This is a genomic window from Ensifer sp. MJa1, assembly GCF_037026475.1.
Classification (GTDB): Bacteria; Pseudomonadota; Alphaproteobacteria; order Rhizobiales; family Rhizobiaceae; genus Ensifer.
Window position 1 is genome coordinate 54,076 of sequence record NZ_JAKUMO010000003.1, and the last position, 25,070, is coordinate 79,145.

The 25,070-nt window shown below is 62.8% G+C and carries 27 protein-coding genes; 11 read left to right on the forward strand and 16 right to left on the reverse strand.

All coding sequences use genetic code 11. From position 1 onward, the window contains the following. Positions 1-130: 130 nt before the first annotated feature. From cimA to cysS, 7 genes are all read right to left on the reverse strand, one after another. Complete coding sequence (gene cimA / locus MKZ91_RS05355) at positions 131-1,747, reverse strand: citramalate synthase (protein ID WP_336168772.1); 1,617 nt, start codon at positions 1,745-1,747, stop codon at positions 131-133. A gap of 25 nt (positions 1,748-1,772) precedes the next feature. Next, complete coding sequence (pip, locus tag MKZ91_RS05360) at positions 1,773-2,735, reverse strand: prolyl aminopeptidase (RefSeq protein WP_336168774.1); 963 nt, start codon at positions 2,733-2,735, stop codon at positions 1,773-1,775. Between the two features lie 2 nt (positions 2,736-2,737). Continuing rightward, positions 2,738-3,235 carry a GFA family protein gene (locus MKZ91_RS05365; protein ID WP_336168776.1) on the reverse strand — a complete coding sequence of 166 codons (498 nt, stop codon included), beginning with the start codon at positions 3,233-3,235 and terminating at the stop codon, positions 2,738-2,740. Further along, positions 3,232-3,708: a GFA family protein gene (locus MKZ91_RS05370; protein WP_336168778.1), complete on the reverse strand. Its 477-nt coding sequence runs from the start codon at positions 3,706-3,708 to the stop codon at positions 3,232-3,234. Before MKZ91_RS05370 ends, MKZ91_RS05365 begins: the two co-directional genes overlap by 4 nt. After that, entirely contained in the window at positions 3,705-4,196 is a 492-nt protein-coding gene (locus MKZ91_RS05375) for a GFA family protein (RefSeq protein ID WP_336168780.1), read from the reverse strand. Before MKZ91_RS05375 ends, MKZ91_RS05370 begins: the two co-directional genes overlap by 4 nt. A gap of 12 nt (positions 4,197-4,208) precedes the next feature. Continuing rightward, on the reverse strand, positions 4,209-4,589 hold the full coding sequence (locus MKZ91_RS05380; RefSeq protein WP_336168782.1) for a VOC family protein: 381 nt from the start codon (positions 4,587-4,589) through the stop codon (positions 4,209-4,211). Between the two features lie 112 nt (positions 4,590-4,701). Next, positions 4,702-6,093 (reverse strand): cysteine--tRNA ligase, encoded by a 1,392-nt coding sequence (gene cysS, locus MKZ91_RS05385; protein WP_336168784.1) that lies wholly within the window; start codon positions 6,091-6,093, stop codon positions 4,702-4,704. A 414-nt stretch (positions 6,094-6,507) separates the two neighbouring features. Here cysS and MKZ91_RS05390 point away from each other — a divergent pair, with 414 nt between their 5' ends. Further along, positions 6,508-6,651, forward strand: coding sequence for a hypothetical protein (locus MKZ91_RS05390; RefSeq protein WP_336168786.1), 144 nt, complete (start codon positions 6,508-6,510; stop codon positions 6,649-6,651). 75 nt (positions 6,652-6,726) lie between these two features. On the opposite strand, the gene MKZ91_RS05395 is transcribed toward MKZ91_RS05390, so the two are convergent. Beyond that, entirely contained in the window at positions 6,727-7,506 is a 780-nt protein-coding gene (locus tag MKZ91_RS05395) for an SOS response-associated peptidase (protein WP_336168788.1), read from the reverse strand. 60 nt (positions 7,507-7,566) lie between these two features. Here MKZ91_RS05395 and MKZ91_RS05400 point away from each other — a divergent pair, with 60 nt between their 5' ends. The 9 genes from MKZ91_RS05400 to MKZ91_RS05440 all read left to right on the forward strand — a co-directional run bounded on the left by MKZ91_RS05400 (position 7,567) and on the right by MKZ91_RS05440 (position 13,252). Then, complete coding sequence (locus tag MKZ91_RS05400) at positions 7,567-8,037, forward strand: NUDIX hydrolase (RefSeq protein WP_442892202.1); 471 nt, start codon at positions 7,567-7,569, stop codon at positions 8,035-8,037. Then, positions 8,034-8,486 (forward strand): TIGR02301 family protein, encoded by a 453-nt coding sequence (locus tag MKZ91_RS05405; protein ID WP_336168791.1) that lies wholly within the window; start codon positions 8,034-8,036, stop codon positions 8,484-8,486. Before MKZ91_RS05400 ends, MKZ91_RS05405 begins: the two co-directional genes overlap by 4 nt. A 158-nt stretch (positions 8,487-8,644) precedes the next feature. Further along, positions 8,645-8,914: a hypothetical protein gene (locus tag MKZ91_RS05410; protein ID WP_093232155.1), complete on the forward strand. Its 270-nt coding sequence runs from the start codon at positions 8,645-8,647 to the stop codon at positions 8,912-8,914. A 15-nt stretch (positions 8,915-8,929) separates the two neighbouring features. Next, complete coding sequence (locus MKZ91_RS05415; protein WP_336168794.1) at positions 8,930-9,721, forward strand: hypothetical protein; 792 nt, start codon at positions 8,930-8,932, stop codon at positions 9,719-9,721. A gap of 152 nt (positions 9,722-9,873) precedes the next feature. Further along, positions 9,874-10,740 carry a CAF17-like 4Fe-4S cluster assembly/insertion protein YgfZ gene (gene ygfZ / locus MKZ91_RS05420; protein WP_336168796.1) on the forward strand — a complete coding sequence of 289 codons (867 nt, stop codon included), beginning with the start codon at positions 9,874-9,876 and terminating at the stop codon, positions 10,738-10,740. Then, complete coding sequence (locus MKZ91_RS05425; protein ID WP_336168798.1) at positions 10,737-11,345, forward strand: HD family hydrolase; 609 nt, start codon at positions 10,737-10,739, stop codon at positions 11,343-11,345. Before ygfZ ends, MKZ91_RS05425 begins: the two co-directional genes overlap by 4 nt. Before the next feature lies 1 nt (position 11,346). Next, a complete protein-coding gene (locus MKZ91_RS05430) occupies positions 11,347-11,886 on the forward strand; it encodes a tyrosine phosphatase family protein (RefSeq protein WP_336168800.1) in 540 nt (179 codons plus the stop codon). After that, a complete protein-coding gene (locus MKZ91_RS05435) occupies positions 11,822-12,856 on the forward strand; it encodes an NUDIX hydrolase (RefSeq protein WP_336168802.1) in 1,035 nt (344 codons plus the stop codon). Before MKZ91_RS05430 ends, MKZ91_RS05435 begins: the two co-directional genes overlap by 65 nt. Before the next feature lie 150 nt (positions 12,857-13,006). Further along, positions 13,007-13,252: a hypothetical protein gene (locus tag MKZ91_RS05440; protein WP_336168805.1), complete on the forward strand. Its 246-nt coding sequence runs from the start codon at positions 13,007-13,009 to the stop codon at positions 13,250-13,252. A gap of 57 nt (positions 13,253-13,309) precedes the next feature. On the opposite strand, the gene nadC is transcribed toward MKZ91_RS05440, so the two are convergent. The 5 genes from nadC to MKZ91_RS05465 all read right to left on the reverse strand — a co-directional run bounded on the left by nadC (position 13,310) and on the right by MKZ91_RS05465 (position 19,157). After that, positions 13,310-14,218: a carboxylating nicotinate-nucleotide diphosphorylase gene (gene nadC / locus MKZ91_RS05445; protein WP_336168807.1), complete on the reverse strand. Its 909-nt coding sequence runs from the start codon at positions 14,216-14,218 to the stop codon at positions 13,310-13,312. 48 nt (positions 14,219-14,266) lie between these two features. After that, positions 14,267-15,865, reverse strand: coding sequence for an L-aspartate oxidase (locus MKZ91_RS05450; protein ID WP_336168809.1), 1,599 nt, complete (start codon positions 15,863-15,865; stop codon positions 14,267-14,269). Positions 15,866-15,976: 111 nt separating this feature from the next. Continuing rightward, complete coding sequence (gene nadA / locus MKZ91_RS05455; protein ID WP_336168811.1) at positions 15,977-17,056, reverse strand: quinolinate synthase NadA; 1,080 nt, start codon at positions 17,054-17,056, stop codon at positions 15,977-15,979. Between the two features lie 165 nt (positions 17,057-17,221). Beyond that, entirely contained in the window at positions 17,222-18,460 is a 1,239-nt protein-coding gene (locus tag MKZ91_RS05460; protein WP_336168814.1) for an MFS transporter, read from the reverse strand. Between the two features lie 97 nt (positions 18,461-18,557). Beyond that, positions 18,558-19,157, reverse strand: coding sequence for an AraC family transcriptional regulator (locus tag MKZ91_RS05465; protein ID WP_336168816.1), 600 nt, complete (start codon positions 19,155-19,157; stop codon positions 18,558-18,560). Between the two features lie 384 nt (positions 19,158-19,541). On the opposite strand from MKZ91_RS05465, the gene MKZ91_RS05470 reads away from it, so the two are divergent. Next, complete coding sequence (locus MKZ91_RS05470) at positions 19,542-20,474, forward strand: phytanoyl-CoA dioxygenase family protein (protein WP_336168818.1); 933 nt, start codon at positions 19,542-19,544, stop codon at positions 20,472-20,474. A 53-nt stretch (positions 20,475-20,527) separates the two neighbouring features. On the opposite strand, the gene MKZ91_RS05475 is transcribed toward MKZ91_RS05470, so the two are convergent. From MKZ91_RS05475 to MKZ91_RS05485, 3 genes are all read right to left on the reverse strand, one after another. After that, on the reverse strand, positions 20,528-21,379 hold the full coding sequence (locus MKZ91_RS05475; RefSeq protein WP_336168820.1) for an MOSC domain-containing protein: 852 nt from the start codon (positions 21,377-21,379) through the stop codon (positions 20,528-20,530). Positions 21,380-21,560: 181 nt separating this feature from the next. Then, on the reverse strand, positions 21,561-22,217 hold the full coding sequence (locus MKZ91_RS05480) for an HD domain-containing protein (RefSeq protein ID WP_336168822.1): 657 nt from the start codon (positions 22,215-22,217) through the stop codon (positions 21,561-21,563). Positions 22,218-22,226: 9 nt separating this feature from the next. Next, positions 22,227-25,037, reverse strand: coding sequence for a DUF2339 domain-containing protein (locus MKZ91_RS05485; protein WP_336168824.1), 2,811 nt, complete (start codon positions 25,035-25,037; stop codon positions 22,227-22,229). Between the last annotated feature and the right edge of the window lie 33 nt (positions 25,038-25,070).

The following is a 25,070-nucleotide window of genomic DNA, read 5'->3' on the forward strand; positions in this document are numbered from 1 at the left end:
CTCCCATAGATGCGTCCTACTCCAACACCCGGTTATGCACCAATTCATTTCCGTGAAGGGATCGTGAGTTTTGCTCATTGCCCCGCCGAAAAGGTAATGGCCCGGCGTTCCCGAAGGCTGGCGCTGATCGTTACTCGGCTGCGATCAGCCCGGCATGGTCGCGGTTCTTCAGGAGCTTGAAGACAATACTGTCCATCAACGCCTGGAACGACGCATCGATGATGTTGTCGGAGACACCCACCGTCCACCAGCGTGCGCCCGTGCCATCGGTCGATTCGATCAGAACGCGGGTGATCGCCTCGGTCCCGCCGTTGAGGATACGCACCTTGTAATCCGCCAGTTCGAGGTCGGCGATTTCCGACTGATACTTGCCGAGATCCTTGCGCAGTGCCAGGTCGAGCGCGTTGACCGGCCCGTGCCCTTCGGCAACCGACATCATCGTCTCGCCGTCGACCACCACCTTCACCACCGCTTCCGACACCGTCTTCAGGTTGCCATTGGCGTCGAAGCGGCGCTCGACCATCACCCGGAAGCTTTCGACATGGAAGAAATCCGGCACCGTACCGAGGATGCGGCTCGCCAGCAGCGCGAAGCTCGCATCCGCCCCTTCATAGGCATAGCCGGTCGCCTCGCGCTCCTTGACGATGGCAATCAGCTTGTCGAGCTTTGGATCGTCCTTGCTGACGACGATGCCACGGCGCTTCAGCGCGTTGATGAAATTGGCCTTGCCGCCCTGGTCCGACACCATGACCTTGCGCAGATTGCCGATGCTTTCGGGGGCCACATGCTCATAGGTGCGCGGGTCCTTCAGCAATGCGGATGCGTGGATCCCGGCCTTGGTCGCAAAAGCCGACGCTCCGACATAGGGCGCCTGCTGGTCCGGCGAACGGTTCAAAAGCTCGTCGAAGGAATGGGCAAGCTTCGTCAGCTCCAGCAAGCGCTCGGCATCAATCGCGGTTTCGAACCGGCTGGAATAGGTCTCCTTCAGCGCAAGCGTCGGGATCAGCGTGACGAGGTTGGCATTGCCGCAGCGCTCGCCGATGCCGTTCAGCGTTCCCTGGATCTGGCGCACACCGGCCTCGACAGCTGCGAGCGAATTGGCGACCGCCTGACCGGTATCGTTATGGGCATGAATGCCGAGATTGGCGCCGGGCACGCCGGCCGCGATCACCGCAGCCACGATCTCGCGCACCTCTGGCGGCTGCGTGCCGCCGTTGGTGTCGCATAGCACCACCCAACGCGCACCGGCTTCAAATGCCGCCTTGGCGCAGGCGATCGCATAGGCCGGATTGGCCTTGTAGCCATCGAAGAAGTGCTCGCAATCGACCATCGCCTCGCGACCGGAAGCGACCGCGGCTTCCACCGATGCACGGATGTTGTCGAGGTTTTCCTCATTGGTGCAGCCGAGCGCGACTTCCACGTGATAGTCCCAGCTCTTGGCGACAAGACAGATGGCGTCGCTCTTGGCCGCAAGCAGCGCAGCGAGGCCCGGATCGTTGGAAGCGGAAACACCGGCGCGCTTGGTCATGCCGAAGGCGACGAAGGATGCCTTCTGCGTGCGCTTGCGCGTGAAGAATTCGGTATCGGTGGGGTTGGCGCCGGGATAGCCGCCCTCGATGTAATCCATGCCGAAGCCGTCAAGCAGCGACGCAATCGCAATCTTGTCCTCGACCGAGAAGTCGATGCCGGGCGTCTGCTGCCCGTCCCTTAGCGTCGTGTCGAAGAGGTAGATGCGTTCCCTGGTCATGGCTCTCGTCCAAATGCTCGTGTTCTTACTCGGTCTTGCCTGCGAATGCATCCGTCGCGCGGATCAGCCGGTCGAGAATGCCGGGTTCGGAATAGGCGTGCCCTGCCCCTTCGACCAGATGGAACTCGGCCTCAGGCCAGGCCTTGTGCAGTTGCCAGGCATATTTCGCCGGGCACGGCATGTCGTAGCGCCCGTGGATGATGACGCCCGGAATACCGTGAAGGCGATGGGCATCGCGCAGCAACTGGCCGTCTTCCATCCAGCCGGCATTGACGAAAAAGTGGTTTTCGATCCGCGCGAAGGCGTCGGCAAATTCGTCTTCTTCGAAACGTCCGCTTGTCGATATCTCCGGCAAAAGCGTGATCGTCTCGCCTTCCCAGATGCTCCAGGCCTTTGCCGCCGCAAGCCTCGTTGCCTTGTCGTCGCTCATCAGACGGCGATGATACGCGTGCATCATCTCGTGCCGTTCTGATGGCGGGATCGGCGCAATGAAGCGCTCCCACTTATCCGGGAACATCTCCGAGACGCCAAACTGGTAGTACCAGTCAAGCTCCGCCTTGGTCAGCGTATAGATACCGCGCAGCACAAGCTCCGAGACGCGCTCCGGGTGCTTCTCGGCATAGGCAAGCGCCAGCGTCGATCCCCAGGAACCGCCGAAGACCAGCCATTTCTCCGCCCCGGCCATTTCGCGCAGCCGCTCGATATCGGCAACGAGATGCCACGTCGTGTTGGCTTCGATCTCGGCATGCGGCGCCGATTTGCCACAGCCGCGCTGATCGAACAGGGTCACGTCGTAAAGTGCAGGGTCGAACAGGCGCCGGTGATTGGCAGAGATCGTGCCGCCGGGGCCGCCATGCAGAAATACGGCCGGCTTGGCGCCAGCCGTGCCGACCTTTTCCCAGTAGACCACATGGCCATCACCGACGTCGAGATGGCCCGACGCATAGGGTTCGATTTCCGGATATAGCGTACGCTGTACAGTCGTCATTTTCAGTCTTTCGTGATCGGCCAATGCACGGTGTCATAGTCGGGATGCTGACGGTTCGTTTCGAGAACGATCAGATGCCGCGTCGCCGATATCTCGCTGCCGTCGTCCGTCTCCCTCGCCGGCAGCTTGGCAAGCCGTGAGAACCACAGGACACGGGACTCGACGCCGGACTGGTAGACGGGCAGCACGTCATCCGGATCGTCCAGCGAGCCGAGCGTGATGTTGATGAAGTCTTCGTCCGGCATGTCATAGAAGAGTGGCGTGCCGCAGTCGCTGCAGAAACCGCGACGAACCAGATGCGACGAGCGGAACCACGACGGCTGGCCACGGGTGATATCGAAACCGTCGCGCGAAACATTGGCCAACGGCATGAAATAGTTGCCCGCCGCCTTCTGGCACATGCGGCAATGACAGATATGCGGATCCGCCAGCGTACCCTCGGCACGATAGCGCACGGCGCCGCACTGGCACCCGCCGGTATAGATACGTCCAATGCTCACCGGAACGCCCCCGAGGGATGCCACTGCTCGGTTTCATGATCCGGGTGCTGGAAAGAGATGATGCTTTCCTGTCGCGCATAGAAATCCGGATCCTGCAGCACTGGCTGTTCAAAAATCGTGTCGACCCAGGCAAGCCGCGAGGCGTAGTTGACCTGGATCTTTGGTGCGAGATCGGAGCGATCGTCAAAGGTGCCGATCGCGATCTCGAGACCACCGGGATGCCTATAGGTCATCGGCGTTCCGCATTTCGGGCAGAAACCGCGATCGATGTTGACCGACGACTGGAAGTAGCTCGGCTCGTCCCGCACCCATTCGACGCCGTCCCTGGGTGCGGTCACCAGCGCCGAGAAAAACGATCCGAATTGCTTCTGGCACATGCGGCAATGGCAGATCGACGGTCGGCCCAGTTCCCCGCGGATTCGGAAGCGAACCGCGCCGCACTGGCATCCACCTGTTCGCACTTTTTCGGTCATCGTCGATCCTCCGCAGGCCAGGTTTCGGTATCGTGATCGGGGTGTTGATAGGAAACGAGATGGGTCAGAAAATCGACGGCATCAGGATCTTCCATGGTTGCGACCCCGGGAAGATCCGGCACATCGTCGACATAGGCCAGCTTGCTCTCAATGCCCCACTGGATGGTCGGCACGATCGTTTGCGGCTCGTCGAAGGCCGCGATTGCAAGGGCGACGCCGTCTGGTGCCTCATAGGTCAGCGGCGTGCCGCAATCACCGCAGAAGCCGCGCCAGCCGAAGTTGGACGACTGGAAGCGCTTTCGCTCGCCCCTTGTCCAGGTCACATGCGCACCGCGCACCGAGACCAGCGGCAGGTAGAAGTTGCCGCTCGCCTTCTGGCACATCCGGCAATGGCAGACGGAGGCGTCTCCCAGCGTCCCCTCCACACGGAAGCGGATTGCGCCACACTGGCAACCGCCGGTGTACAGGGGCCTGTTGTCGAGGCTCATCGCACTCCCTCCTCAGACCGGCGCATGACAGACAGCTTCGACATTGTTGCCGTCGGGGTCGAGCACGAAGGCGCCGTAATAGTCAGCGTGATAATGCGGCCTCAACCCCGGCTTTCCGTTGTCACGGCCGCCGGCTGCCATCGCTGCTTCATAGAACGCATCAACATCGGCACGGTTTCGCGCCGAAAATGCATAATGGCGCCCCGCGCCCGCGGCAGCCTCGTGCAGCCAGAAGACCGGGCGGTCGCGGCCATAGCCACCGACCTTGGCGCCACCGGTATGTTCGACAGGCACCATCATCAGCAGCGACGCACCAAGCGGGGCGAAGGCCCTGTCGTAGAACGACCTTGCGCGCTCGAAGTCCGAGACGGGGATGCCCGTATGGTCGATCATGGCACGAACTCCTCTTTCATGCATGTTCTCCTCGCGCCACGATCCGGGCTCTTCATGTCCTGCCCGTGCCAACCGGGACAGGGCATGATGCGCCGCGCTCACGGCAGAGGCGTTACCGCTTGATATCCCAGGTCGTAACGCGTTCACCGGTCGCCGGATCCTTGCCGTCCTTGAGTTGGACGCCCTGCGCCACCAGGTCGTCGCGGATCTTGTCGGCCTCGGCGAAGTTCTTCGCCTTCAGCAGTTCGAGCCGGGCCCGCACGCGGTTGTCGATGTCGCGAACCACCGCCTCGTCCAGTTCCACTGCCTCTGGCACGACTCCAAGCAGCGCAGCACTGGCACCAAAGGTGCCGAGCAGCTTCGGATCGGCTGCCGCCTTCTGCGCAAGCGCATGCAGGGCCTGAACCGCCGCAACCGTGTTGAGGTCGTCGGCAAGTGCTGCGACGACAGCCGGATCCGCCTCGCCCTTTGCATCACCCGGCACCGGCCATTTGGACAAGAGGTGCTCGGCCTCCTCGAGCCGCTTGACGGAGAAGTCGATAGGCTCGCGATAATGCGTCATCAGCATCGCCAGACGGAGCACGTCACCCGGCCATTGCCGGCCGGCGAATTTCTGCGTGTGCAGCAATTCGTAGATCGTGACGAAATTGCCTTCCGACTTCGACATCTTGCGGCCTTCGACCTGCAGGAAGCCGTTGTGCATCCACACATTCGCCATCACCGCAGTGCCGTGGGCGCAACGCGACTGGGCAATCTCGTTTTCATGGTGCGGGAAGATGAGATCGAGCCCGCCGCCATGAATGTCGAAGACCTCGCCGAGATAACGATTGCTCATTGCCGAGCACTCGATGTGCCAGCCGGGACGGCCCCTGCCCCAGGGGCTTTCCCAGCCCGGCTCGTTGTCGGCCGAGAGCTTCCAAAGCACGAAGTCGCCGGGGTTCTTCTTGTGCACTTCCACGGCGACGCGGGCACCGGCCTGCTGCTCGTCGAGATTGCGCTTTGACAGTTGGCCGTAATTCGCCATCGATTTCGTGTCGAAAAGCACCTCGCCGCCCGCCTGGTAGGCGTGGCCCTTGACGAGCAGCTTCTCGATGATCTCGACCATCTGCGCGATATTGTCGGTCGCCCGCGGCTGCACGTCCGGATCGAGGCTGCCAAGTGCCTTGGCATCGTCCAGGAACTGCGTTTCGGTCTTCTCGGTCACATGCCGGATGGCCTCGTTCAGCGGCAGCGTCGGATAGTCGCGCAGTGCCCGCGCATTGATCTTGTCGTCAACGTCGGTGATGTTGCGGACATAGGTGACATGGTCTGCACCATAGACGTGGCGCAGCAGCCGGAACAGAACGTCGAAGACGATCACCGGCCGGGCGTTACCGATATGGGCATAGTCATAGACCGTCGGGCCGCAGACATACATGCGGACGTTGTCGGGATCGATCGGCCGGAACTCGACCTTTTCCCGCGTCAGCGTGTTGTACAGCTTCAATGTCGGCACTCCAGCCATTCCCAATCTCCAATACGCATACGACCGTCAAAACACGGCGCCCGGGCGGCCCGCGCGTTTGTCATCTTGGATTTTAGGAGACGAAAACGGCCAGGCCAGCGAGACGCTAGCGAATAATCTTCCGGCAGATAATGCAGATAACCGTTTTCATGGGCTCACTTATCGCGCGTCACCCGACCTCGGTCAAGAGGTCAGTCGCAAGCAAGCACAGCGGACTATCGAAATGGAATCGGCGGCCATGGATTTGTCATGATTAGGCTTATCTGAGAGCGCCACGCGGAAAACAGATTCGCGGTGTAGTTGGTTCTGCACCACGGTTCCTGTCTCCGGAGAACAGGGAGGAGCGTCGTTTTCGCGCCGAATGACGAAAACGGCAGTTATCCGGTTCGGGATAGCATCAAGGAGTGAGTGCAAGTGAAAGCCGCAAAGACCAAAGAAATCGCCAAGCCCGCCAATCTCGTCGAACAGTACCGCCCGCTCGGCCTGAAGGCCGTGCTCGCCGCAGCACTTCAGGCAAAGGTGAAGCCGGCGACGAAGCTCGCCAAGCGGCCAGCCTGATTTCGCAGACCATCCGGCAGACCCGGGAAGAGAGCCACCTCTCGGCCTTCCCGGAACTGCCTTAAGCCCGTTTCCTCAAAACAGCGACATCTGCGCGCTATCGGGCCCGTCCCGCTTGCCTTTGTTTGCGGCCTGGACCTCCGGCACAACCTCGGGCGTCACTGCATCCTGGATATCCGGGCCGGTGTTGGCGACCTTGTTGACCTTGTCCGACACCGGGATCGCTTCGAAGTAGTCCTCGGCTACCGGCGCCAGGAGGTCGGCAACCTCGCGCGGTTCCTGCGTCTTGCAATCGAGCCAGCGGGCGAAGTCCTCGGGCTGGATCACCACCGGCATCCGGTCGTGGATCTGTCGGATCGAGGCGTTGGCTGCCGTCGTCATGATCGCGGCGGTGTCGACCTCCGAGCCATCAGCCGACGACCAGGTTTCCATCAATCCGGCAAAAGCGACAATGCCGCCCCTTCGCGGTCGCACCCAGTAGGCCTGGGAGGGATTGCTGCTGCCTTTCGGCGGACGGCGCCATTCATAGAAACCGGAAACCGGCACAAGAACGCGACGGTGCCGCATGGCGGCGCGGAACGACGCTTTTTCGATCGCCGTTTCGGCGCGGGCATTGATCAGCAGCGGAAAATCGCGGGGGTCCTTGACCCAGCCGGGCATGAACCCCCAACGCACGAGCACCGCCTTGCGCTCCGGCAGATTGCTTCCCGGCAGGGCGCGCTCGCCGGCAACCACGACCATGATCGGCTGCGTTGGCGCGATGTTGAAGCGCGCAGGAAAGTCTTCGCTTTCCAGCAGGCCGAACAGTTCCATCAATTCTTCCGGCGTCGCCGTCAGCGCAAAACGTCCACACATGACATCGATGTGGCACTTCACGTAGGATGGGTCAACGCTACAGAGACGATTGATTCCGTGATGCCGACCAAACCCGAACTCGCCTCTTCCGTCATCCTTGAACGCGACGGCCGCTACCTTTTGGTGCGGCGGGCCAACCCGCCGTCGGCCGACATGTACGCCTTCCCTGGCGGACGGGCGGAACCGGGCGAGACGCCGGCGGAAACGGCGCTGCGTGAACTCTTCGAAGAAACCGGCGTGAGCGCCCGCGACCCGGTATTGTTCGAAACCTATGACCTGCCCGGCAAGGAGTCCGAGGGACGGCACTTCATCTTGTCGGTCTTCAGAGCCGAGGCGCGTTCCGACGCGGTTGCCGTTGCAAGCGACGATGCCGCCGGACTTGGCTGGTTTACCGCTGCCGAAATCTTCGCTCTGCCAATCCCCGACAGCGTGCGTGAATGTGTGGAAAGGCTCGCAGGCATCGACACGGAAACTGTGAAAGCCGCCCCCGGCCTTGAAACCGCCGCCAATTCGGGCTTGATGAAACCATGATCAATGCCTCCACCCTTGCGCGGCTCGCGCTGGCCGGCCTGGTTCTGACGGCCGCGACAGGTGCTGCGGCACAGAAGACGCCGACAAAAGAACCGGCCAAGACCGAGACTGCTGCGCCCGTCCCTGTCGTCGTCGAGGAAAAACCAACACCCTACGACCAGAGGTTGATTCGCCTCTCCGAAATCCTTGGCTCCGTCCACTATCTGCGCAATCTCTGCGTCAAGGAACCGGAGGACGTCTGGCGCCGTTCGATGCAGGAGCTGATCGACAAGGAGACGGTCGACGAGGTCAAACGGCGCGAGCGAATGACTGCCGCCTTCAACCGTGGGTATCGTACATTTGCGTCGGTCTATACGACCTGCACCGGTCCGGCGATCGTCGCAGAGCAGCGATATCGTGCCGAAGGAGCAACACTTGCGTCAGAAATCGTCGCCCGCTTTGGAAATTAGCAATAAATTAACCTCTTTTCCCACGACCCCGTGTCGTTTCGGGAAAAGGCTGCTAAGTTCGTTAAGAGAGTGGTAAGAAGTGGCGAGTCTGTCGCGGCCGTTCAGTTGAAGTTCAGCCGGGCGGCCATAAAATGAACCGCTTGCACAATGGAAGTCGCATGGAACGAATGATGGAACCAAGCCTGACCGACATCGATGACATGATCGTCCACGAGAAAATGCAGGCTGCGCTCGAGCATCAAAGTGAGGCTTGGGCGGATGGCATGGCCGACGGCATCGAGCCGGAGATCATCGCCGATGCGGCCATCGCGCTGGCCATGCGGGAAACCGTTCGGCTCCATGGCGAAGACGGTGCCGAAGCGATGCTCAATTCGCTTCGTGAGCGCGTGCTCGCCGGCGAATTCTCGCCCCAACGCACGCTTCAGTAATATCAGGACTGCCCGATGAGTCGGAACCTTGCAAACCGGACCCTTCCGGTTCGCCTTGCTACGCTGCTTCTGGCCGGTGTCACCTTGACAGTTCCGGCAGCGTTTTCCCCCGCCCTTGCGCTCAGTGAACTGCAGGAGGCACCGCAGCCGGTTCCCAGCGAACAACCCGCTGCCGGCGACCAGAAGGCAACGCCGCCTGCCGCCGAACCGGTTGCAGAGGAGCCGGAAGAGGAAGAAAAGCTCCCGCTCGAAATCCCGATGCCGGACCCGCTGATCAACAAGTCGGCGACGACAGCCAAGGAGGAAGCGCCCGCCGCCGAAGAACCGGAAGACACCGGGCCGGTCGAGGTGCTGACCGACGTCTCGAAAATACCGACGCCCGTCGCCCGCATGCGCGAACTGATCGTCGAGGCGGCTGCCTCCGGCGATATCGAGCGCTTGCGCCCGTTGCTCGGCAAGGGCCCGACCCAGACCCAGGTGACCGGCGTCAGCGGCGAAGAAGATCCGATTGCCATCCTCAAAGGTCTTTCGGGCGACCAGGAAGGTGTCGAGATCCTGGCGATCCTGCTCGACGTGCTATCGACCGGCTTCGTGCTGGTGGACAAGGGCACGCCGCAGGAGGCCTATGTCTGGCCCTATTTTGCGGAAAAGAAGCTTTCGACGCTGACCGCACCGGAAAAAGTCGACCTGTTCCGACTGGTCACCGCCGGCGATTTCGCCGACATGGAAGAGTTCGGTAGCTACAACTTCTACCGCGTCGGCATCATGCCCGACGGCAAGTGGAAATTCTTCATCGCCGGCGACTGACAGCCGGCGATGTGCTTGCCGTTGACAACTGAACATCCTACCTCTTGGCCAAGAGATCACAGGGGACTGGGTCCGAGTCGACCCGGCTCCAACCGTGATTGGTCATTAGGTTAGCGCGGGATGTTCCCATCCCGCCAAGCAGGATCCGAACGATGCCCAGAGTTCGCCTTGACGACCGTGCGATTGTCACCGTCTCCGGCAAGGACGCAGAAGATCTCCTTCAGGGATTGATCACAACCGACCTCGACGCACTAGCGCCGGACGAGGCAAAGCCCGGCGCGCTTTTGACGCCGCAGGGCAAGATCTTCTTCGAATTCCTGATTTCTCGCGATGGCAACGGTTTGCGGCTGGAGACGGCGCGTGACCAGGCGGAAGCGCTGATGAAGCGGCTGACGATGTACAAGCTGCGCGCGGCCGTCGACCTCGCGCTCGACACCTCCACACCGGTCGATGTCACATTCGGCGCAGAGGCGGCACCGAGCGGCCTTCGGGATCACCGTTTCGAGAAGGCAGGCATCGCACTCTTCCGCTCCTATGGCGGCACCGCCGTCAATGAAGAGACGCTGCGCGACCCGACCGGTGCCGACGAACTTGAGCGGCTGCGCATTGCCTCAGGCGTTGTCGTCGCAGGCGCGGACTACGCGCCGCAGGATGCGTTCCCGCACGACGTGCTTCTCGACAAGAACGGCGGCCTCTCCTTCAAGAAGGGCTGCTATGTGGGGCAGGAAGTGGTGTCGCGCATGCAGCACCGCAGCACGCCCCGCCGCCGGGTGGTGATCGTTGCAGCTGAAACCGCGCTGCCACCGACGGGTACGACGATCACCGCGAACGACAAGGCGATCGGTGCGCTCGGCACCGTTCAGGGCAAATCGGCGCTTGCGATCGTACGCGTCGACAAGGCCGGTGAGGCAATGGCGAACGAGGTCCCTCTCCTTGCCGGAGACGTACCCGTGACCATGGTCCTGCCGCAATGGACCGGCCTTAGCTTTCCGACGAGTGCGGACGAGGCAAGCGCGTGACGACGACCCGCGCCTGGCAGCGCATGCTTTCCGGCCGAAGGCTCGACCTGCTCGACCCCTCGCCGCTCGACGTCGAAATCGGTGACATTGCCCATGGCCTGGCGCGCGTGGCGCGCTGGAACGGTCAGACCGCCGGCGACCACGCCTTCTCGGTCGCCCAGCACAGCCTGATGGTCGAAGACATCTTTCGCCGCAGCAACAAATGCAGCACCGACGACTGCCTGCTGGCGCTTTTACACGACGCGCCGGAATATGTGATCGGCGACATGATCTCGCCCTTCAAGGCGGTGGTCGGCGGCGGCTACAAGGCGGTGGAGAAGCGGTTGGAAAGCGCCATTCATCTGCGCTTCGGCTTGCCGGCGCATTGCTCCAGGGAACTGAAGGACCGGATCAAGAAGGCCGACCACGTCGCTGCCTATTTCGAGGCGACAGCGCTTGCCGGCTTCTCTGCCGAAGAGGCACGCAAGTTCTTCGGCCAGCCGCGCGGGATTACGCGTGAAACCTTGCTGCTCGACCCGCTGCCGGCTGTCGAGGCGCAACGGCTGTTCACCGAGCGCTTCCAGGTGTTGGAAGCGCAGCGATTGCCAGCCCGAGCGGACATCTGACATGCCTGATATCATTGTTTCGCCGCTTGCCCGCATTGCCGAAATGGCCGTTCGCCACGGCTGCACCGAGATGATCAGCCTTGTGGCCAAGGGCCAGGATTTTCACCGCCCGGGTGTGATCGCCCAAGGGCGGCATCTGAAACTCGGCATGAACGACATCACCTTTGCCGGCACCGGCGATCTGGTCGCGCCGCAGGAAGAGCACGTTCGGCAGATCATCGCCTTTGCCCATGAATGGGATCGCACACGACCGCTGCTCGTCCACTGCTGGATGGGCGTTTCCCGTTCGCCCGCCGCAGCTTTGATTGCGGCACTTTCGGTCCTGCCTGACCAGGACGACGACGCACTGGTCAAGCGACTGCGACAAGCCTCGCCCTTTGCGACCCCGAACACGCGGCTCGTAGAGATCGGCGACGCCGTGCTTCAGCGCAACGGACGGCTCACAGTCGCCGTTCGCGCCATCGGTCGGGGTGCGGATGCCGACGGCAACGCGCCCTTCGTCCTGCCGCTTCTTGCCGAAGGAGCAGCGGTTGCCGGTTGAGACCCAGCCCACGACGGTCGAGATCGGCCTCAATGCGGCGATCGTCGCCGTCGTCCAGCGCAGTCCGCGTATCCTGGCGGTCAGCGAAACGGATGGTGACATGCGCGACAGCCTGCCGTTCGGTCCCTTCGATCCGGCCCGGCACCGCACCTTCGAGACCAGCCTGCGCGACCGCGTCGAAAAGCGCACGGCGCTCAAACTCGGATACATCGAGCAGCTCTATACCTTCGGTGACCGAGGCCGGCAGCGCCTTCCCGGCGAAGAAGGCAAGCACATGGTGTCGGTCGGTTACCTGGCATTGACCAGAACGGATGCCGAGAACACTGAAAGGCTTGCCGAAGCCGGCGCGCACTGGCGCGACTGGTATGGGTACCTCCCTTGGGAGGACTGGCGCCAGGGACGCCCGCCCGTGCTCGACCAGGCGATCCTGCCGGCGCTTGCCCGCTGGGAAACCGGCGTTTCCGGCGACGAGCAGGCCGCGCGCATCGCCCGGCGCCGGGCGCGTTTCCGGCTTGCCTTCGGCCTTGACGATTTCCCCTGGGACGAGGAGCGCGTGCTGGAGCGCTACGAACTGCTCTATGAGGCCGGCCTCGTGCCTGAAGCCGTGCTCGACGGCCACGGCAACGGAGAGCAGGTGCTGACCGTTGGCCAGGCCATGCGCCACGACCATCGGCGCATCGTCGCAACGGCTATTGCACGGCTGCGCGGAAAGCTGAAGTACCGGCCGGTCGTCTTCGAACTCATGCCGCCGGAGTTTACGCTGACCGATCTGCAGGCGACGGTCGAGGCGATCTCGGGACGTCACCTGCACAAGCAGAATTTCCGCCGCCTCGTCGAGGGCGCGGAACTGGTGGAGCCGACAGGCATGACACTGTCTTCGACGGGTGGGCGCCCGGCCGCCCTCTTCCGCTTCCGCCGCCAGATCCTCGATGAGCGCCCTGCTCCCGGCCTCAAGGTTGGTGGGCGTTGATAGTCGGCTTCTGCCGCGGAATATCCGGGCTGCGTCTAACAGTTCCCGAAAATCGCACTACATTCTAGGCCATGACGCGGGGTACGGAATGCGATCATTTCCGCGCGCGCATACGCCGGCTTCCGCACCGCTTAAGATCGAGGTAACACCATGCTGCTTGCACTGACCTTGCTTACGTCGCTGCTCGGCACCTTGCCTCAGTCGGGGGTCGACGAGAAGCCGAAGATGCCCGACTATTTCAAGAACCAGCCCGGCGGCGGCATGCAGCCGCAGACGACGATCTGCAATCTCAACAGCCAGGATTCGAACGGCCAGTTCAAGACCTGCCGCTACGACTGTGGCACGCAGATCACCGTTGGCGAACGTTTCTCCTGCCCGTTCATCATGCAGCGTTGATTCTTGAACACATGCAGTTGCGGACGGAAAACTGCTACGCAGCTTTCCTGGAGTTGCTTACCGCTCGATCACTACATCAAGGCCGATGTCGAGCGTCGGGGCGGCCATGGTGATTTTCGAGGTCGAGATGTAGTCGACGCCGCTCTCGGCGATCGCGCGCACCGTATCGATCTTCACATTGCCAGACGCTTCCAGCCGGGTGCGGCGCGGATCGAGCGCATAGGCATCGGCGGAAAGCTGCCAGTGCGCCCGATTGACGGCGACGGCTTCGGCAAGCAGCGCCGGTCCCATGTTGTCGAGCAGGATGACATCGGGCGCCGCCGTCAGGGCTTCGCGCATCTGCTCGAGGCCGTCGACTTCGATTTCGACCTTGACGAGATGGCCGCAATAGGCGCGCGCCGCATGGACCGCGCTTGCGACACCGCCGGAGACGGCGATGTGGTTGTCCTTAATCAGCACCGCATCATCGAGGCCGTAGCGATGGTTGGAGCCGCCGCCCAGGCGCACGGCGTATTTCTCGAGCGCACGCAGCCCCGGGATGGTCTTGCGGGTGCAGCAGACTTTCGCCCTTGTATGTGCGATCTCGTCGGCGAATTTTGCCGTGTAGGTCGCGATCCCCGAAAGATGCATCAGGAAATTCAGGCCGACGCGCTCGGCTGACAAGAGCCCGCGCGCGCGGCCGGAGATCCGGGCGATCGCGGTTCCCGGCGTCACCCGATCGCCATCCGCGACCAACGCCTCGAACCGGATCGACGGGTCGACCAGGCGGAAGGCAGCGCGAGCAAGATCGAGACCGGCGACAACGCCCGTGTCGCGGACATTCATGCCGGCCGTCGCCGTCAGGTCCGGCCCGATGGTCGACAGCGTGGTGATGTCGCCGGCGCGGCCGAGATCCTCTGACAGTGCTGCGCGCACCTGGTCCTCGATCATCAGCGCGGGCAGTTCGGGGCGGAGGGCTGCTGTCATCTGCTATTCGTCCTTGAGTACGGTGGCTTGCGAACCGGAAGGGACCGGTCAGGCCGGTTCCGTTTCAGCCAGTTCCTTCGCCAGGCGATCGGCGTCGGCAAGCGTCAGGTAGGTGCGTCGCCGCCATTCCGGCCGCTCCGAGGGGCAATCGGCACGGAAGTGGCCGCCGCGGCTTTCGGTGCGCCGCAGCGCGCCGACGGCAATCAGCTTGGCCGTGGTGACGATGTTGGTGAAGCGCATGCGCGTGTTGTCGCGCTCGAGCCGTTCGATCTCGCGGATCGCCTTCATCAGGCTCTCGCGGGTCCGGATCACCCCGACGTTTTCGCTCATGATCGTGCGTAGCGCCTTAAGTTGCGGGCTGTCCTCGACCGTGACCGGGTCGTCGTTTTCGCCGGCATTGTCGCCCCACTCGGTCAACTGCGGTGTCGGCAGCGTGCCCTTGATGTTTTCGGCGATACGGGCGGCAAAGACCACCGCTTCGAGCAGTGAGTTCGAGGCAAGCCGATTGGCCCCGTGCACGCCGGTCGAGGTCACCTCGCCAGCCGCCCAGAGGCCATCGATCGAGGTACGGCCCTCCGCATCGGTCAGCACGCCGCCCATGTGGTAGTGAACCGCGGGCACCACCGGAATAGGCTGGGTCACCGGATCGATGCCGGCGGCCATGCAGGAGGCGTAGACCGTCGGGAACATATCGGGGAAGTGCTTGCCAACCGCCCTGGTGCAATCGAGGAAGGCGCCGCGGCCTGCCTGAACCTCTGCGAAAACCCCGCGCGAGACGATATCGCGTGGCGCCAGTTCACCGTCCGGGTGAATGTCGAGCATGAAGCGGTGACCGGCGGCGTTCAGCAGTTGCGCGCCGTCGCCACGCAGGGCCTCGGTCGCAAGCGGCGCCGGATCCTTGCCGATGTTAATCGCGGTCGGGTGGAACTGCACGAATTCCGGGTCGGCGATGATGGCGCCGGCGCGCGCCGCCATGCCGACCCCCTGTCCGCACGCTTCCCAGGGGTTGGTGGTGACCGCATAGAGGTGTCCGACGCCGCCGGAGCAAAGGACCACGGCGCGCGCCGGGAAGGAGACACGCTTCTTCGACTGCCCGGCATCCGGTCGCGCAATGACGCCGGAGATGAAACGACCTTCGCGCACCAATTCTTCGACGACGTAGCCTTCGATTACCCGGATCGACGGCGTGTTGCGCACAGCGGCAATCAGCGCCTCCATGATCGCCTTGCCGGCCATATCGCCCTTGACGCGGACGATGCGACGCTCGGAATGGGCCGCTTCGCGCGACAGCAACAGCTTGCCTTCGAGATCACGATCGAAGGGCACGCCATATTCGAGCAGGTCGTGAATGCGCGCCGGACCTTCGGCCACCATCATGCGCGTCATCTTCTCGTCGACGATGCCGGCACCGGCTGCAAGCGTGTCGGCAACGTGCTTCTCGAAGGTGTCGCCAGGGCTCATCGCCGCGGCGATGCCGCCTTGCGCCCAGGCGGAGGATGCACCGTGACCGATCGGCGCCGCCGCAAGGATCGTCACCGGCCTCGGGCTCAGCTTCAGCGCGCAGAAGAGCCCGGCCAGGCCGCCGCCGACGATGACGATGTCGTCAATCCCGTTGAAGGATTGCGGGCGAAAGTGGTCGGTCAGCATGTTTCATTCTCCTCCAATGCGCATGCAGAGTTTCTATATTCTACAGCGACCTTTGCGCGCCTGATAAGGCGCGCGGCGCCGTAGGCCGGGCGTTTAGGCCAGGCGGAATTGTTACTGCTTGAGGTTCACCATGCGCTCGACTGCAAGGCGGGCGCGATCGGCGATATCAGGATCGACGAGAACCTCCTCCGTCATGTTGAGCAGGCTGTCGAGGATCTTCGGCAGCGTGATGCGCTTCATGTGCGGACAGAGGTTGCACGGCTTGACGAACTCGACGCCCTCGATCTCGCCCTGGATGTTCGAGGCCATCGAGCATTCGGTGACGAGCAACACCTTCGACGGGCGGTTGTCCTTGACGTAGTTGATCATGCCCGACGTCGAGCCGGCAAAGTCGCACACCGCAATCACATCCGGGTGGCATTCCGGATGGCCGATGATCTCGATGCCCGGATTGGCTTCCTTGTAGGCGAGCAGCTCGGCGGCAGTGAAGCGCTCGTGCACCTCGCAGTGGCCCTTCCAGGTCAGGATCTTCTTGTTGGTCTGGCGCGCCACGTTCATCGCCAGATACTCGTCGGGGATGCAGAGTACCGTGTCGGACTCCAGGCTCTCAACGACATCAAGCACGTTCGACGAGGTGCAGCAGATATCGGTCTCGGCCTTCACGTCGGCGGACGTGTTGACGTAGGTGACGACGGGAACGCCGGGGTAACGCTGCTTCAACAGGCGGACGTCGGCGCCAGTGATCGATTCCGACAGCGAGCAACCGGCCTTGGCGTCGGGGATCAGGACCGTCTTTTCCGGGCTCAGCAGCTTCGAGGTTTCGGCCATGAAATGCACGCCGCACTGGATGATGATCTCGGCATCGACCTTGGCGGCATCGCGCGCGAGCTGCAGCGAGTCGCCGACGATATCGGCGACGCAATGGAAGATGTCGGGCGTCTGATAATTGTGCGCGAGGATGACGGCATTGCGTTGCTTCTTCAGCCGGTTGATGGCATGAACATAGGGCGCATAGACCGGCCACTCTATGGCGGGGATGAAGTCCTTCACCTTCTCGTAAAGCGGCGCCGTTTCGCGGGCTATCGCATCGGTAAAGACAAGCTCCGGCCGTTCGATAACCCCGAAGCGGGCGGCGGCGCTAACTGCGACGGGCGCGGCTTTCGTATCGGCGTGACGATCAAGACGGGACATTGGTTCTCCTCTCCACCCGGCTGGGCGAAATCTATTATGCTCAATTTGAGCATAATAGATCCAAAACAAAAGCGGCAGCGCCGCATGGGTTGATTTAGAAAGTTTTGTGACAGAATTCAAGAATGGAGCGTCGCTTTTCGCGACGCCCCAGTTTTCCGCGGGCGATCACGCCATCGCTGGCCGCACCACGCCCTTCTCCTCGATCGGCCAGTGGACGATGGCCGCGAAGACGCCAAGCGCCACGCCAAGCCACCACACCGGATCGTAGGAACCGAAGTGGTCATAGAGATAACCGCCCATCCACACGCCGAGGAACGAACCGACCTGGTGCGAGAGGAAAACGATGCCGCCGAGCAGTCCCAGGTGACGCGTTCCGAACATGATCACGACCAGTGCATTGGTCGGCGGCACGGTTGAAAGCCAGAGCAGGCCCATGACGATGGCGAAGATGATCACCGAGGTCGGCGTCTGCGGCAAAAGCAGGAACGCGGTGACCGCCACTGAGCGGGCAACATAGATCAGCGCCAGAAAATAAGGCTTGGAGTAATGCTGGGCAATGAAGCCGGCCGACAGCGAGCCGATGATGTTGAAGAAGCCGATTAACGCCAGCGCGATCACCGCATAGCGCGCATCGATGCCGATATCACCGATATAGGCAGGGAAATGCGCGGTGATGAAGGCGACCTGATAGCCGCAAACGAAGAACCCGGAGACAAGAAGCACATAGCTCTTGTGGCCGAGCGCCTCTTTCAATGCCTCGCCGATCGACTGCTTGTACTGCGCTTCGGACTGGCGACCGGAGGATGCGTTGCCGCGCAGCGGGATGGCGAAAAGCGGCACCAGCAACATGAGCACGCCGAGATAGACCAGGCTATCCGACCAGCCATAGGCCGTGATCAGCCCCTGACTCAAAGGCGCGAAGAGGAACATGCCAGCCGAGCCGGCGGCGGTGCAGATGCCGAAGGCAAGCGACCGCTGATGGGGCGTGACGTTGCGGGCGAATGCCGAAAGCAGGATGCCGAAGGAGCCCGAGCCGACGGCCATGCCGACGAGAACGCCGCCACCGATATGCAGCCAGATCGGCGCATTGGCGAAAGCCATGATGAACAGGCCGGCGGCGTAGAGAAGCCCCGACATGGCGAGCACCCGCCAAGTGCCGAACTTGTCGGCGATCGCGCCGAAGAACGGCTGGCTCAAGCCCCAGCAAAGGTTCTGCAGCGCCATTGCAAGACCGAAGGTGGTGCGGTCCCAGCCGGTCTCGGCCAGCATCGGCAGCTGGAAGAAGCCCATCGCCGAACGCGGGCCGAAGGTGAGCATGGCGACGACCGAACCGGCAGCGATGATCAGCCAGGGCATCTCCTGGCGAACATGGGACGGCGCGGATGCTCCGGAAACAGCGGACATGGAATATCTCCGATTGAAGGACCGGCATCCTAGGCGGCTGCTAAAACAGATAAAAGCCAATTAAATTGACGCCGCGATCACCGGAATTGATGGCCGGTCAGCCGGCCGCGCGGAAGCGGTTGCGGAATTGCCTGGGGGTGATGCTCTTTGCCGCCTTGAACTGGCGGTTGAAGTTAGCAAGCGAACGATAACCCACTTCTTCAGCGATGCGGGCGATCGACCGCCCGGAGCCGCTCAGCAGCGCGCATGCTTCGCCAATTCTCAGCCGCATCAGATATTCCGAGACAGGCATATTGAGGTGACGCAGAAACAGCCGGTGCAAGCCTGAAAGACTAAGCGCCGCCAGATCGGCAAGCTCTTCCATCGTCGGGTTTTCGGCATAATGGAGATGGATGTGATCGAGCACCCGGTCAAGCCGGCCGCGATCGACGCTGCGACCTGATGGAGTGACGATGCGGCTCGACAGCGGCACGACATGTTGTTCGCGCGCAAGGATCGTCAATAGCGACAGCACATCCGGCAGCCGCTCCTCCGGCGGCAACCTCCGTAAACCTTCGAAGATCGGCCGCACGCGGGCGGCGACATCCGAAGAAAACTGCAGGCCGGGCGCCGACCGCTCAAACATTGCCTTCACGCCGGCGAGTTCGACGAACCCCTCCTCCAGGCGTTCGACCCATTCAGGATGAAACCAGAGCACCAGCGCCACATGCGGCGCCGCCTCGTCGCGTTTATCCTGGGAATGCCAGGTGTGCGGCAGGTTGGAGCCGACGAGAACGAGGTCATTGTCATCATAGGCACCGATATGATCCCCGATGAAGCGCTGGCCACGCGAATTGAGCGTGAGCGTCAGTTCGTATTCCGGATGATGGTGCCACTGGATCGTCGAGCCGGCGGTCGAGCAGGATCGATGAGGCGTTTGTCGCGCGCGGAATCTTCTGCAGAACGGCCTTCATGTTGCGCACCTCCGCCTCACGACGCCAGAATAGTACCAATTTTTGCATGCTCGGTGCAACATAGTGGCCATTCGGACGTCTAGATTTTCCTCATCGACCAATCGAACATTCAAGGCGAGGAGATATCGATGCAAGCACTCAGAGACAGCCACCCGACGGCCGCCAACCTCGACATTCAACTGAAGGACATCCAGAAACGGCTACCGCTGCGTGTCCTGTCGGAGGCGGACTGGCAGCACTGGATCACCAAGGGCTATGTCATCGTGCGCCAGGCGGTGCCGCCAGCCAATGTCGAGCGCCTCGTCGATCTGCTTTGGCGCTTCGATGAGAAGGATCCGACGGATCCTTCGACCTGGTACGCGCCGCAGCGCCGCGAACACATGATGAAGGAACTCAACAACACCGGCATGCTGGAGATCTACAATCACCAGTATCTCTGGGACAACCGCCAGGAGCCACGCATCTACGGCGCCTTCGTCGACATCTGGGACCGGGAAGACCTGTGGGTGACGATCGACCGCGCCAACCTCAACCCACCCAAGAAGGTCAAGGGCAACCCCAATGGCTTCATCCACTGGGACGTCGACACCTCGATCCGGCCGCTGCCGATCGGTGTTCAGGGCGTGCTGAGCCTCAAGAAGCAGGATGGCGACGTCGGCGGTTTCCAATGCGTGCCAGAGCTGTTCGAAAACTTCGAAAGCTGGGAGAAGACGCAAGCCGCCGACCGCGACCCGATGCACCCCGATATGACAGGACTATCGGCCGTCAACATCGAGATGGAAGCCGGCGACCTCCTGATCTTCAACAGCCTGCTTGCCCATGGCGTGCGGCCCAACCATTCCGATGGTCGCGTGCGGATGGCGCAGTACATCTCGATGCATCCGGCCGAATGGGACAATGCCGGCGAGCGCGAGGAACGGGTGCGGCTCTGGCGCGAACTCGACCATCCGAAACGCGATGCCTTCCCCGGTGACCCGCGCGACTGGGAGAAGCACAACGCCTCCCCCGCCAGTCTTTCGGACCTTGGCGCGAAGTTGCTCGGCATCACGCGATGGACGTGATCCGAACCTGGACAAGGCAGTTCCAGGAGAGTTGGCCTCCTGGGCTTGCCCCTTTAAGCTGAGGCACGAACCTTCATCGGCCAGCGTTCGCCGCGCCGGCCGATGACCTTGACCTCGTCGCCGAGCCTGACAATGCCTTCGCTGCGCGGCACCGCGTTCCAACCGAAGAGAACGCCGGGAACGCGCCGGTCGGCCGACATGCGCTTTTCTGCCAGACCCTGGATCGGGTTGCCGCCGATGCGCTCGCCGGTGATCTGGTCCTGCGTCGTCATGATGCAGCGGGCGCAAGGCTTGACGAGATCGAACCGGATGCCGCCGATCTCGACGCTCTCCCAAAGATCCTCCTCCCAGGCCTCGTCGCAATCGACGAGGATATTGGTGCGGAAACGGTCCATCCCGACCGGATCCTGCCCCTTTTCCGTCAGGGTCCGGTTGAGATCGGCGAGCGAGCCTGTCGTGGTGATCAGGATCGGGAAGCCATCGGCGAAACCGACGGGGGCCGCATCTCCGGCCCACTCGGCGCCAACGAGGCGTTCGGCCGACGCGTCCATGTGGGCAAGCTTGACCGGTCGGCCGAACCAGTCCGACAAGGTCTCGTTGGCGGCATCGTCGGAGACGGCGGCATCGACTTCACTGCCCCAGACGACGACGTTCAGCCGGCGGTCGGGATCGAAGCGCACCGAAGCCTCACGGCTTCCCATCTTCAGATGCACGCCACCTTCGATGTGATTGGCCTCGACCTGCGCCAGCGGCTGCAGTTCGCGCTGGGTGATGAACCGTCCGTCCGGCTCGACCAGCATGAAACGCCGGTCGCCCTCAACGCCATCAAGTGCGACCGTAATCGCTTCGCGGGCAATGGCGCGGCCGCTTTTCAGCGGATGAATGTTAAGGCCGGTCACCTTCATGGTAATTCCTTCGTCTTCAGAAACTGATTCATGCGCCTGACGATCCGATTCACCAGGCCGCCATAATTCGTTGAAAGACCTAGAACATTTCTCTGCTTGATGGAATCGGAGAAATGTTCCGGTGCAATCTGTCGCCGAAATGCCGCGCAGAAAACCGCTCAGCGCTTTTCCTGGCAGCGCGCTAGATTTCATCCAGCATCATGGCAAGGACATCGCGCAACCGCTTTTCGCGCTCCGTGGCCAGCCGGCGGCCGGCCGCCGTCTTGAAGCCATCGGCCAACCGGAACAGCTTGGTCTCGAAATGGTCGATCGCGAAAGCCTTGTCGTCAAGATCCCGCGCCTCTGCCAGCGGATCGAGCGGGTCGTAGAGGCCGCTGCCCATGCGCCCGGCGATGTAGAAGCACCGCGCCGCGCCAACCATGCCGATCGCATCCAGCCGGTCAGCATCCTGAAGGATCTTCGCCTCCGTTGTCTCCGGCGGGATATTGGCCGAGAAACTGTGGGTGAGAATGGCATGGGCAACGGCTGCGGTTTCCACCGCGTCCCAGCCAAGCCCTTCCAGAATGGCAGTTGCCTTCTCCGCCGCAAGGCGCGATGCCTGCGCGCGAAGCGGAGAATTCTTCTCGACCGAGACGCAATCATGCAGCAGGACCGCCGCCGCAAGCCTGCGGGCATCGCCGCCCTCCTCCGCATGAATGCGCGCGGCGTTCTTCCACACGCGGATCAGATGCGCGCCATCATGCGAGCCGTCATCGGCGGCAAAGGCGTGCGGCAACAGCGCGGCAGCAAGGTCCTCATGCGGCGCGAAGGCGGCCGCGAGTTTCGAATAGTGTGTCACGGAGACGTCCTATGGCTGTTCTGCGGGGGCAGCCGGTGCTGTCACAGCGGCGCCGGTACCGGAGAGAATCTTCTGGTAGAAGAGACCGATGCCGATCAATACGCCGCCGAGGCCAATGAAGGACAGCGCCCGCAGGAAGCCTTCGAGATTGGACATATCGATCAGGAACACCTTCAAGACGGCGATGAAGACGAGCGCGGCCGAGGCGATCCGGATGCTCTTGGCCTGGAAGCGCGACCCGAGCACCAGCAGCAGAACCCCAAGCAGCAGCCAGACGACAGAGTACGTGTAGGTCTCGCCCTGCAGGAAGCCCTTCCAGTCCGCAATGTTTTGCCCTTGCCATGCGCGGCGCACCGTGAGGCTCGCCCAGCTGAACGCAAGGACCGCGCCGCTGACGGCAAGTGCCATGACATAGGGCAGCGGCCGCTTGCCGCGGGCATAGGCGGCAAGGCCGGCATAGCCGAGCCCCGGCAGCAGGTAGCCGATGAGAAGCAGATCGAAGAACGGGATCCGCCCCAGCAACTCGCCTCTGAAGTAGGGATTGAGGCCGAAGAGATGCGCCGAGAGAACCGACAGCATCGAGAGAACGCCGAGCCCCATGCTGCCATAAAGGAAGACAGGGCTCGGCGATTTCGTGTTGAGGGTCATGAAGATCGCGGAGGCGCCGATCGCCAGCAGCGTGTAGATCGACTGCTCCCCGAGGGTCGGCACCGAACTGTCGAGCACGCCACCGTTCATCGCGTGGCGAACGAGGATCGCGAGCGTCAGCAGTACGAAGAGGCTCGCGAGCGCCTGCAGCAGGTTGCGCACGCGCGCGTCCGGCCAGGAACGAAGGAAATAGGCGGAGGCCGCAAGCAGTGCCGCCGGGAAACCATAGCCGGGCAACAGCGCATTGAAGACGGGCGTCGTGCCGAGATTATCTGCGCCGACGATGGTCGGCTCCCAGGCGATGCGGGCGAGGACCACGACCGCCGCGGCACCGGTCATCCATGGAAGCACCGGCCAGGTGCGGATGCGGGTCGCGACGGCATAGGCCGTCCCGAGCAAGGCGATGGCGAGCGTCGTCACCAGTCCGTCGGTCCATGCGTGCAACGCGATGATGAAGAGCGCAAAAGAACCGGCGACCAGCAAAGCTGCCGCCACGTCCGTGGCCTCTGCCTTGCTGTCGCGGCGGTGGAGCCAGTCCGCAAGCACGATAAGCGCTACGCCAGCGACCAGCGAGAACAGTCCGTGCGGCAGGTCGAAGGCATAGTTGCCGGTCATCAAAAATGACGTGCCCGTCACTGCGGCCGGTACGACCGCGGCAATGCCGGCCCAAAGGACGGCGTAGTGCGGATGCGTGGCGAGGCGGCGCGACACTGCAAAACCGCCAAGCACCGCGAACAGTGCCGCAAGCAGCATGGCCGTCACCATCGCCGTCCAGCCGGGAAGCACGATGGCCGGCAAGGCGTCCGCCAGTGAAGGGTCGAGATAGGCAAGCACCCCGCTCAACGCCGTCAGGCTCCAGACGCCGGCGACGGCCCCGAGCGCGGACAAGAGTGCCGGATAGACGGCGGTCGGCCGCAATGCGCCCAGGATCGCCAGTCCGGCAATGACGGCCGCGAACTCAGTCACGGGATAGCGGGCTGCAAAAACCGCCGGACTGATGAAGAGCAACGCCAGTACGGTTGCGACGATCGCTGCTGAAATGGAGATCGCAGCATGCGGAGGGATGAAAAGGCGTTCCCATGGTCCGGCAGCGGCCTTGGGTCGCGTCGTCCCTTCGGATGTTTCAGGCGCCTCGGATGCTTCTGCCACCGGCTCCGGTTCAATGGCGCCTGGCCAAATGAGCCCGATACCGGCGATCATGACCAGCAAGGAGAAAGCGACCGGCGTCGCTTCAAACGGGGCTGCCGCAGCGACATAAGCAAGGCCCCAAAGCCCGATGCCCACGTTGCCAAGCGTCGGGACCACCGTCCAGCGCCTGAGCCGCGACGCAAGCAGGGTTGCAAGCCAAACCACCGACAGGAAGCCGAAGAGGACCCAGGGGCGCGGTTCATTGCTCGAAACCAGCGCCGGCGTGACCAGGGAGGCAAGCAGGCCGAGACCGGCCAATCCCTGCCCGTGCAGGAGCGACAGCCCGACGGTCGCAAGCGATATCGCCGCCAGGAGAAGAAAAGCAGTGGTGGTGCCGATGTACCCGTAGATGCCGTGGGCCGCATAGGCGACGCCGAACAGGGTAACGGCACCGGCGGCCGTCAGGATACCGGGGATCATCGCGTTCTGGAATTCGTTGGCGATGACCGGCACCGCGCGCCGGCGAACGAGATCACCGGCAGCGGCAAGCAGGAGGCCGAACAGGGCGGCGAGCGTCAAGCGGACTGCCGGACTGAGGAGCCCCGCATCGATCGAGTATTTGACCATGAAGACGCCGCCGAGTGCCAGCGCAATGCCGCCGACCCAGACGGCCCAGCGCGCGCCGAGCTTGCTTTCCAGGCTCTCGTTCGGGCGGGCGGCGACCGGTACCGTTTCTGGTGTCGGGATTTCAGCGCGACCCGCCTCCTCAGGGGCTGTCTCGTCGCCGAAGATGCGGGCACCTTCGCGCGCGCTTTCCGACATGGAGATCACAGGTTCTTCGACCATACCGGCCTCGACCGGCGCCACGGCAAGCTCGTCGGCAGTTGCCGCCGACTGGGCACCTTCGCCATTCGGCGCCTTCAGTTGCGCAACTTCAGCCCTCAAGGCGGCGAGTTCGCGCTCCATCCGCTCGGCCGTCCTGCGCCCACCGAGATAGGCGGCGAGAGCCAGAATAAAGGCACCAAAGGCAATGAGTTCGAACATCTTTTCTCCTGGCAGTCGCATTTTCCGGCGCGC

Coding starts and splice junctions, on each gene's coding strand:
- MKZ91_RS05410 (WP_093232155.1), top strand. CDS start 8,645: ATGGAACGAATGATGGAACCAAGCCTGACCGACATCGATGACATGATC.
- MKZ91_RS05430 (WP_336168800.1), top strand. CDS start 11,347: ATGCCTGATATCATTGTTTCGCCGCTTGCCCGCATTGCCGAAATGGCC.
- MKZ91_RS05395 (WP_336168788.1), bottom strand. CDS start 7,506: ATGTGTGGACGTTTTGCGCTGACGGCGACGCCGGAAGAATTGATGGAA.
- MKZ91_RS05380 (WP_336168782.1), bottom strand. CDS start 4,589: ATGATCGACCATACGGGCATCCCCGTCTCGGACTTCGAGCGCGCAAGG.
- MKZ91_RS05475 (WP_336168820.1), bottom strand. CDS start 21,379: ATGAAGGTGACCGGCCTTAACATTCATCCGCTGAAAAGCGGCCGCGCC.
- cimA (WP_336168772.1), bottom strand. CDS start 1,747: ATGACCAGGGAACGCATCTACCTCTTCGACACGACGCTAAGGGACGGG.
- MKZ91_RS05375 (WP_336168780.1), bottom strand. CDS start 4,196: ATGAGCCTCGACAACAGGCCCCTGTACACCGGCGGTTGCCAGTGTGGC.
- MKZ91_RS05370 (WP_336168778.1), bottom strand. CDS start 3,708: ATGACCGAAAAAGTGCGAACAGGTGGATGCCAGTGCGGCGCGGTTCGC.
- cysS (WP_336168784.1), bottom strand. CDS start 6,093: ATGGCTGGAGTGCCGACATTGAAGCTGTACAACACGCTGACGCGGGAA.
- MKZ91_RS05415 (WP_336168794.1), top strand. CDS start 8,930: ATGAGTCGGAACCTTGCAAACCGGACCCTTCCGGTTCGCCTTGCTACG.
- MKZ91_RS05470 (WP_336168818.1), top strand. CDS start 19,542: ATGCAAGCACTCAGAGACAGCCACCCGACGGCCGCCAACCTCGACATT.
- nadC (WP_336168807.1), bottom strand. CDS start 14,218: ATGACAGCAGCCCTCCGCCCCGAACTGCCCGCGCTGATGATCGAGGAC.
- MKZ91_RS05435 (WP_336168802.1), top strand. CDS start 11,822: ATGCCGACGGCAACGCGCCCTTCGTCCTGCCGCTTCTTGCCGAAGGAG.
- MKZ91_RS05400 (WP_442892202.1), top strand. CDS start 7,567: ATGCCGACCAAACCCGAACTCGCCTCTTCCGTCATCCTTGAACGCGAC.
- MKZ91_RS05440 (WP_336168805.1), top strand. CDS start 13,007: ATGCTGCTTGCACTGACCTTGCTTACGTCGCTGCTCGGCACCTTGCCT.
- MKZ91_RS05485 (WP_336168824.1), bottom strand. CDS start 25,037: ATGTTCGAACTCATTGCCTTTGGTGCCTTTATTCTGGCTCTCGCCGCC.
- nadA (WP_336168811.1), bottom strand. CDS start 17,056: ATGTCCCGTCTTGATCGTCACGCCGATACGAAAGCCGCGCCCGTCGCA.
- MKZ91_RS05460 (WP_336168814.1), bottom strand. CDS start 18,460: ATGTCCGCTGTTTCCGGAGCATCCGCGCCGTCCCATGTTCGCCAGGAG.
- pip (WP_336168774.1), bottom strand. CDS start 2,735: ATGACGACTGTACAGCGTACGCTATATCCGGAAATCGAACCCTATGCG.
- MKZ91_RS05450 (WP_336168809.1), bottom strand. CDS start 15,865: ATGCTGACCGACCACTTTCGCCCGCAATCCTTCAACGGGATTGACGAC.
- MKZ91_RS05405 (WP_336168791.1), top strand. CDS start 8,034: ATGATCAATGCCTCCACCCTTGCGCGGCTCGCGCTGGCCGGCCTGGTT.
- ygfZ (WP_336168796.1), top strand. CDS start 9,874: ATGCCCAGAGTTCGCCTTGACGACCGTGCGATTGTCACCGTCTCCGGC.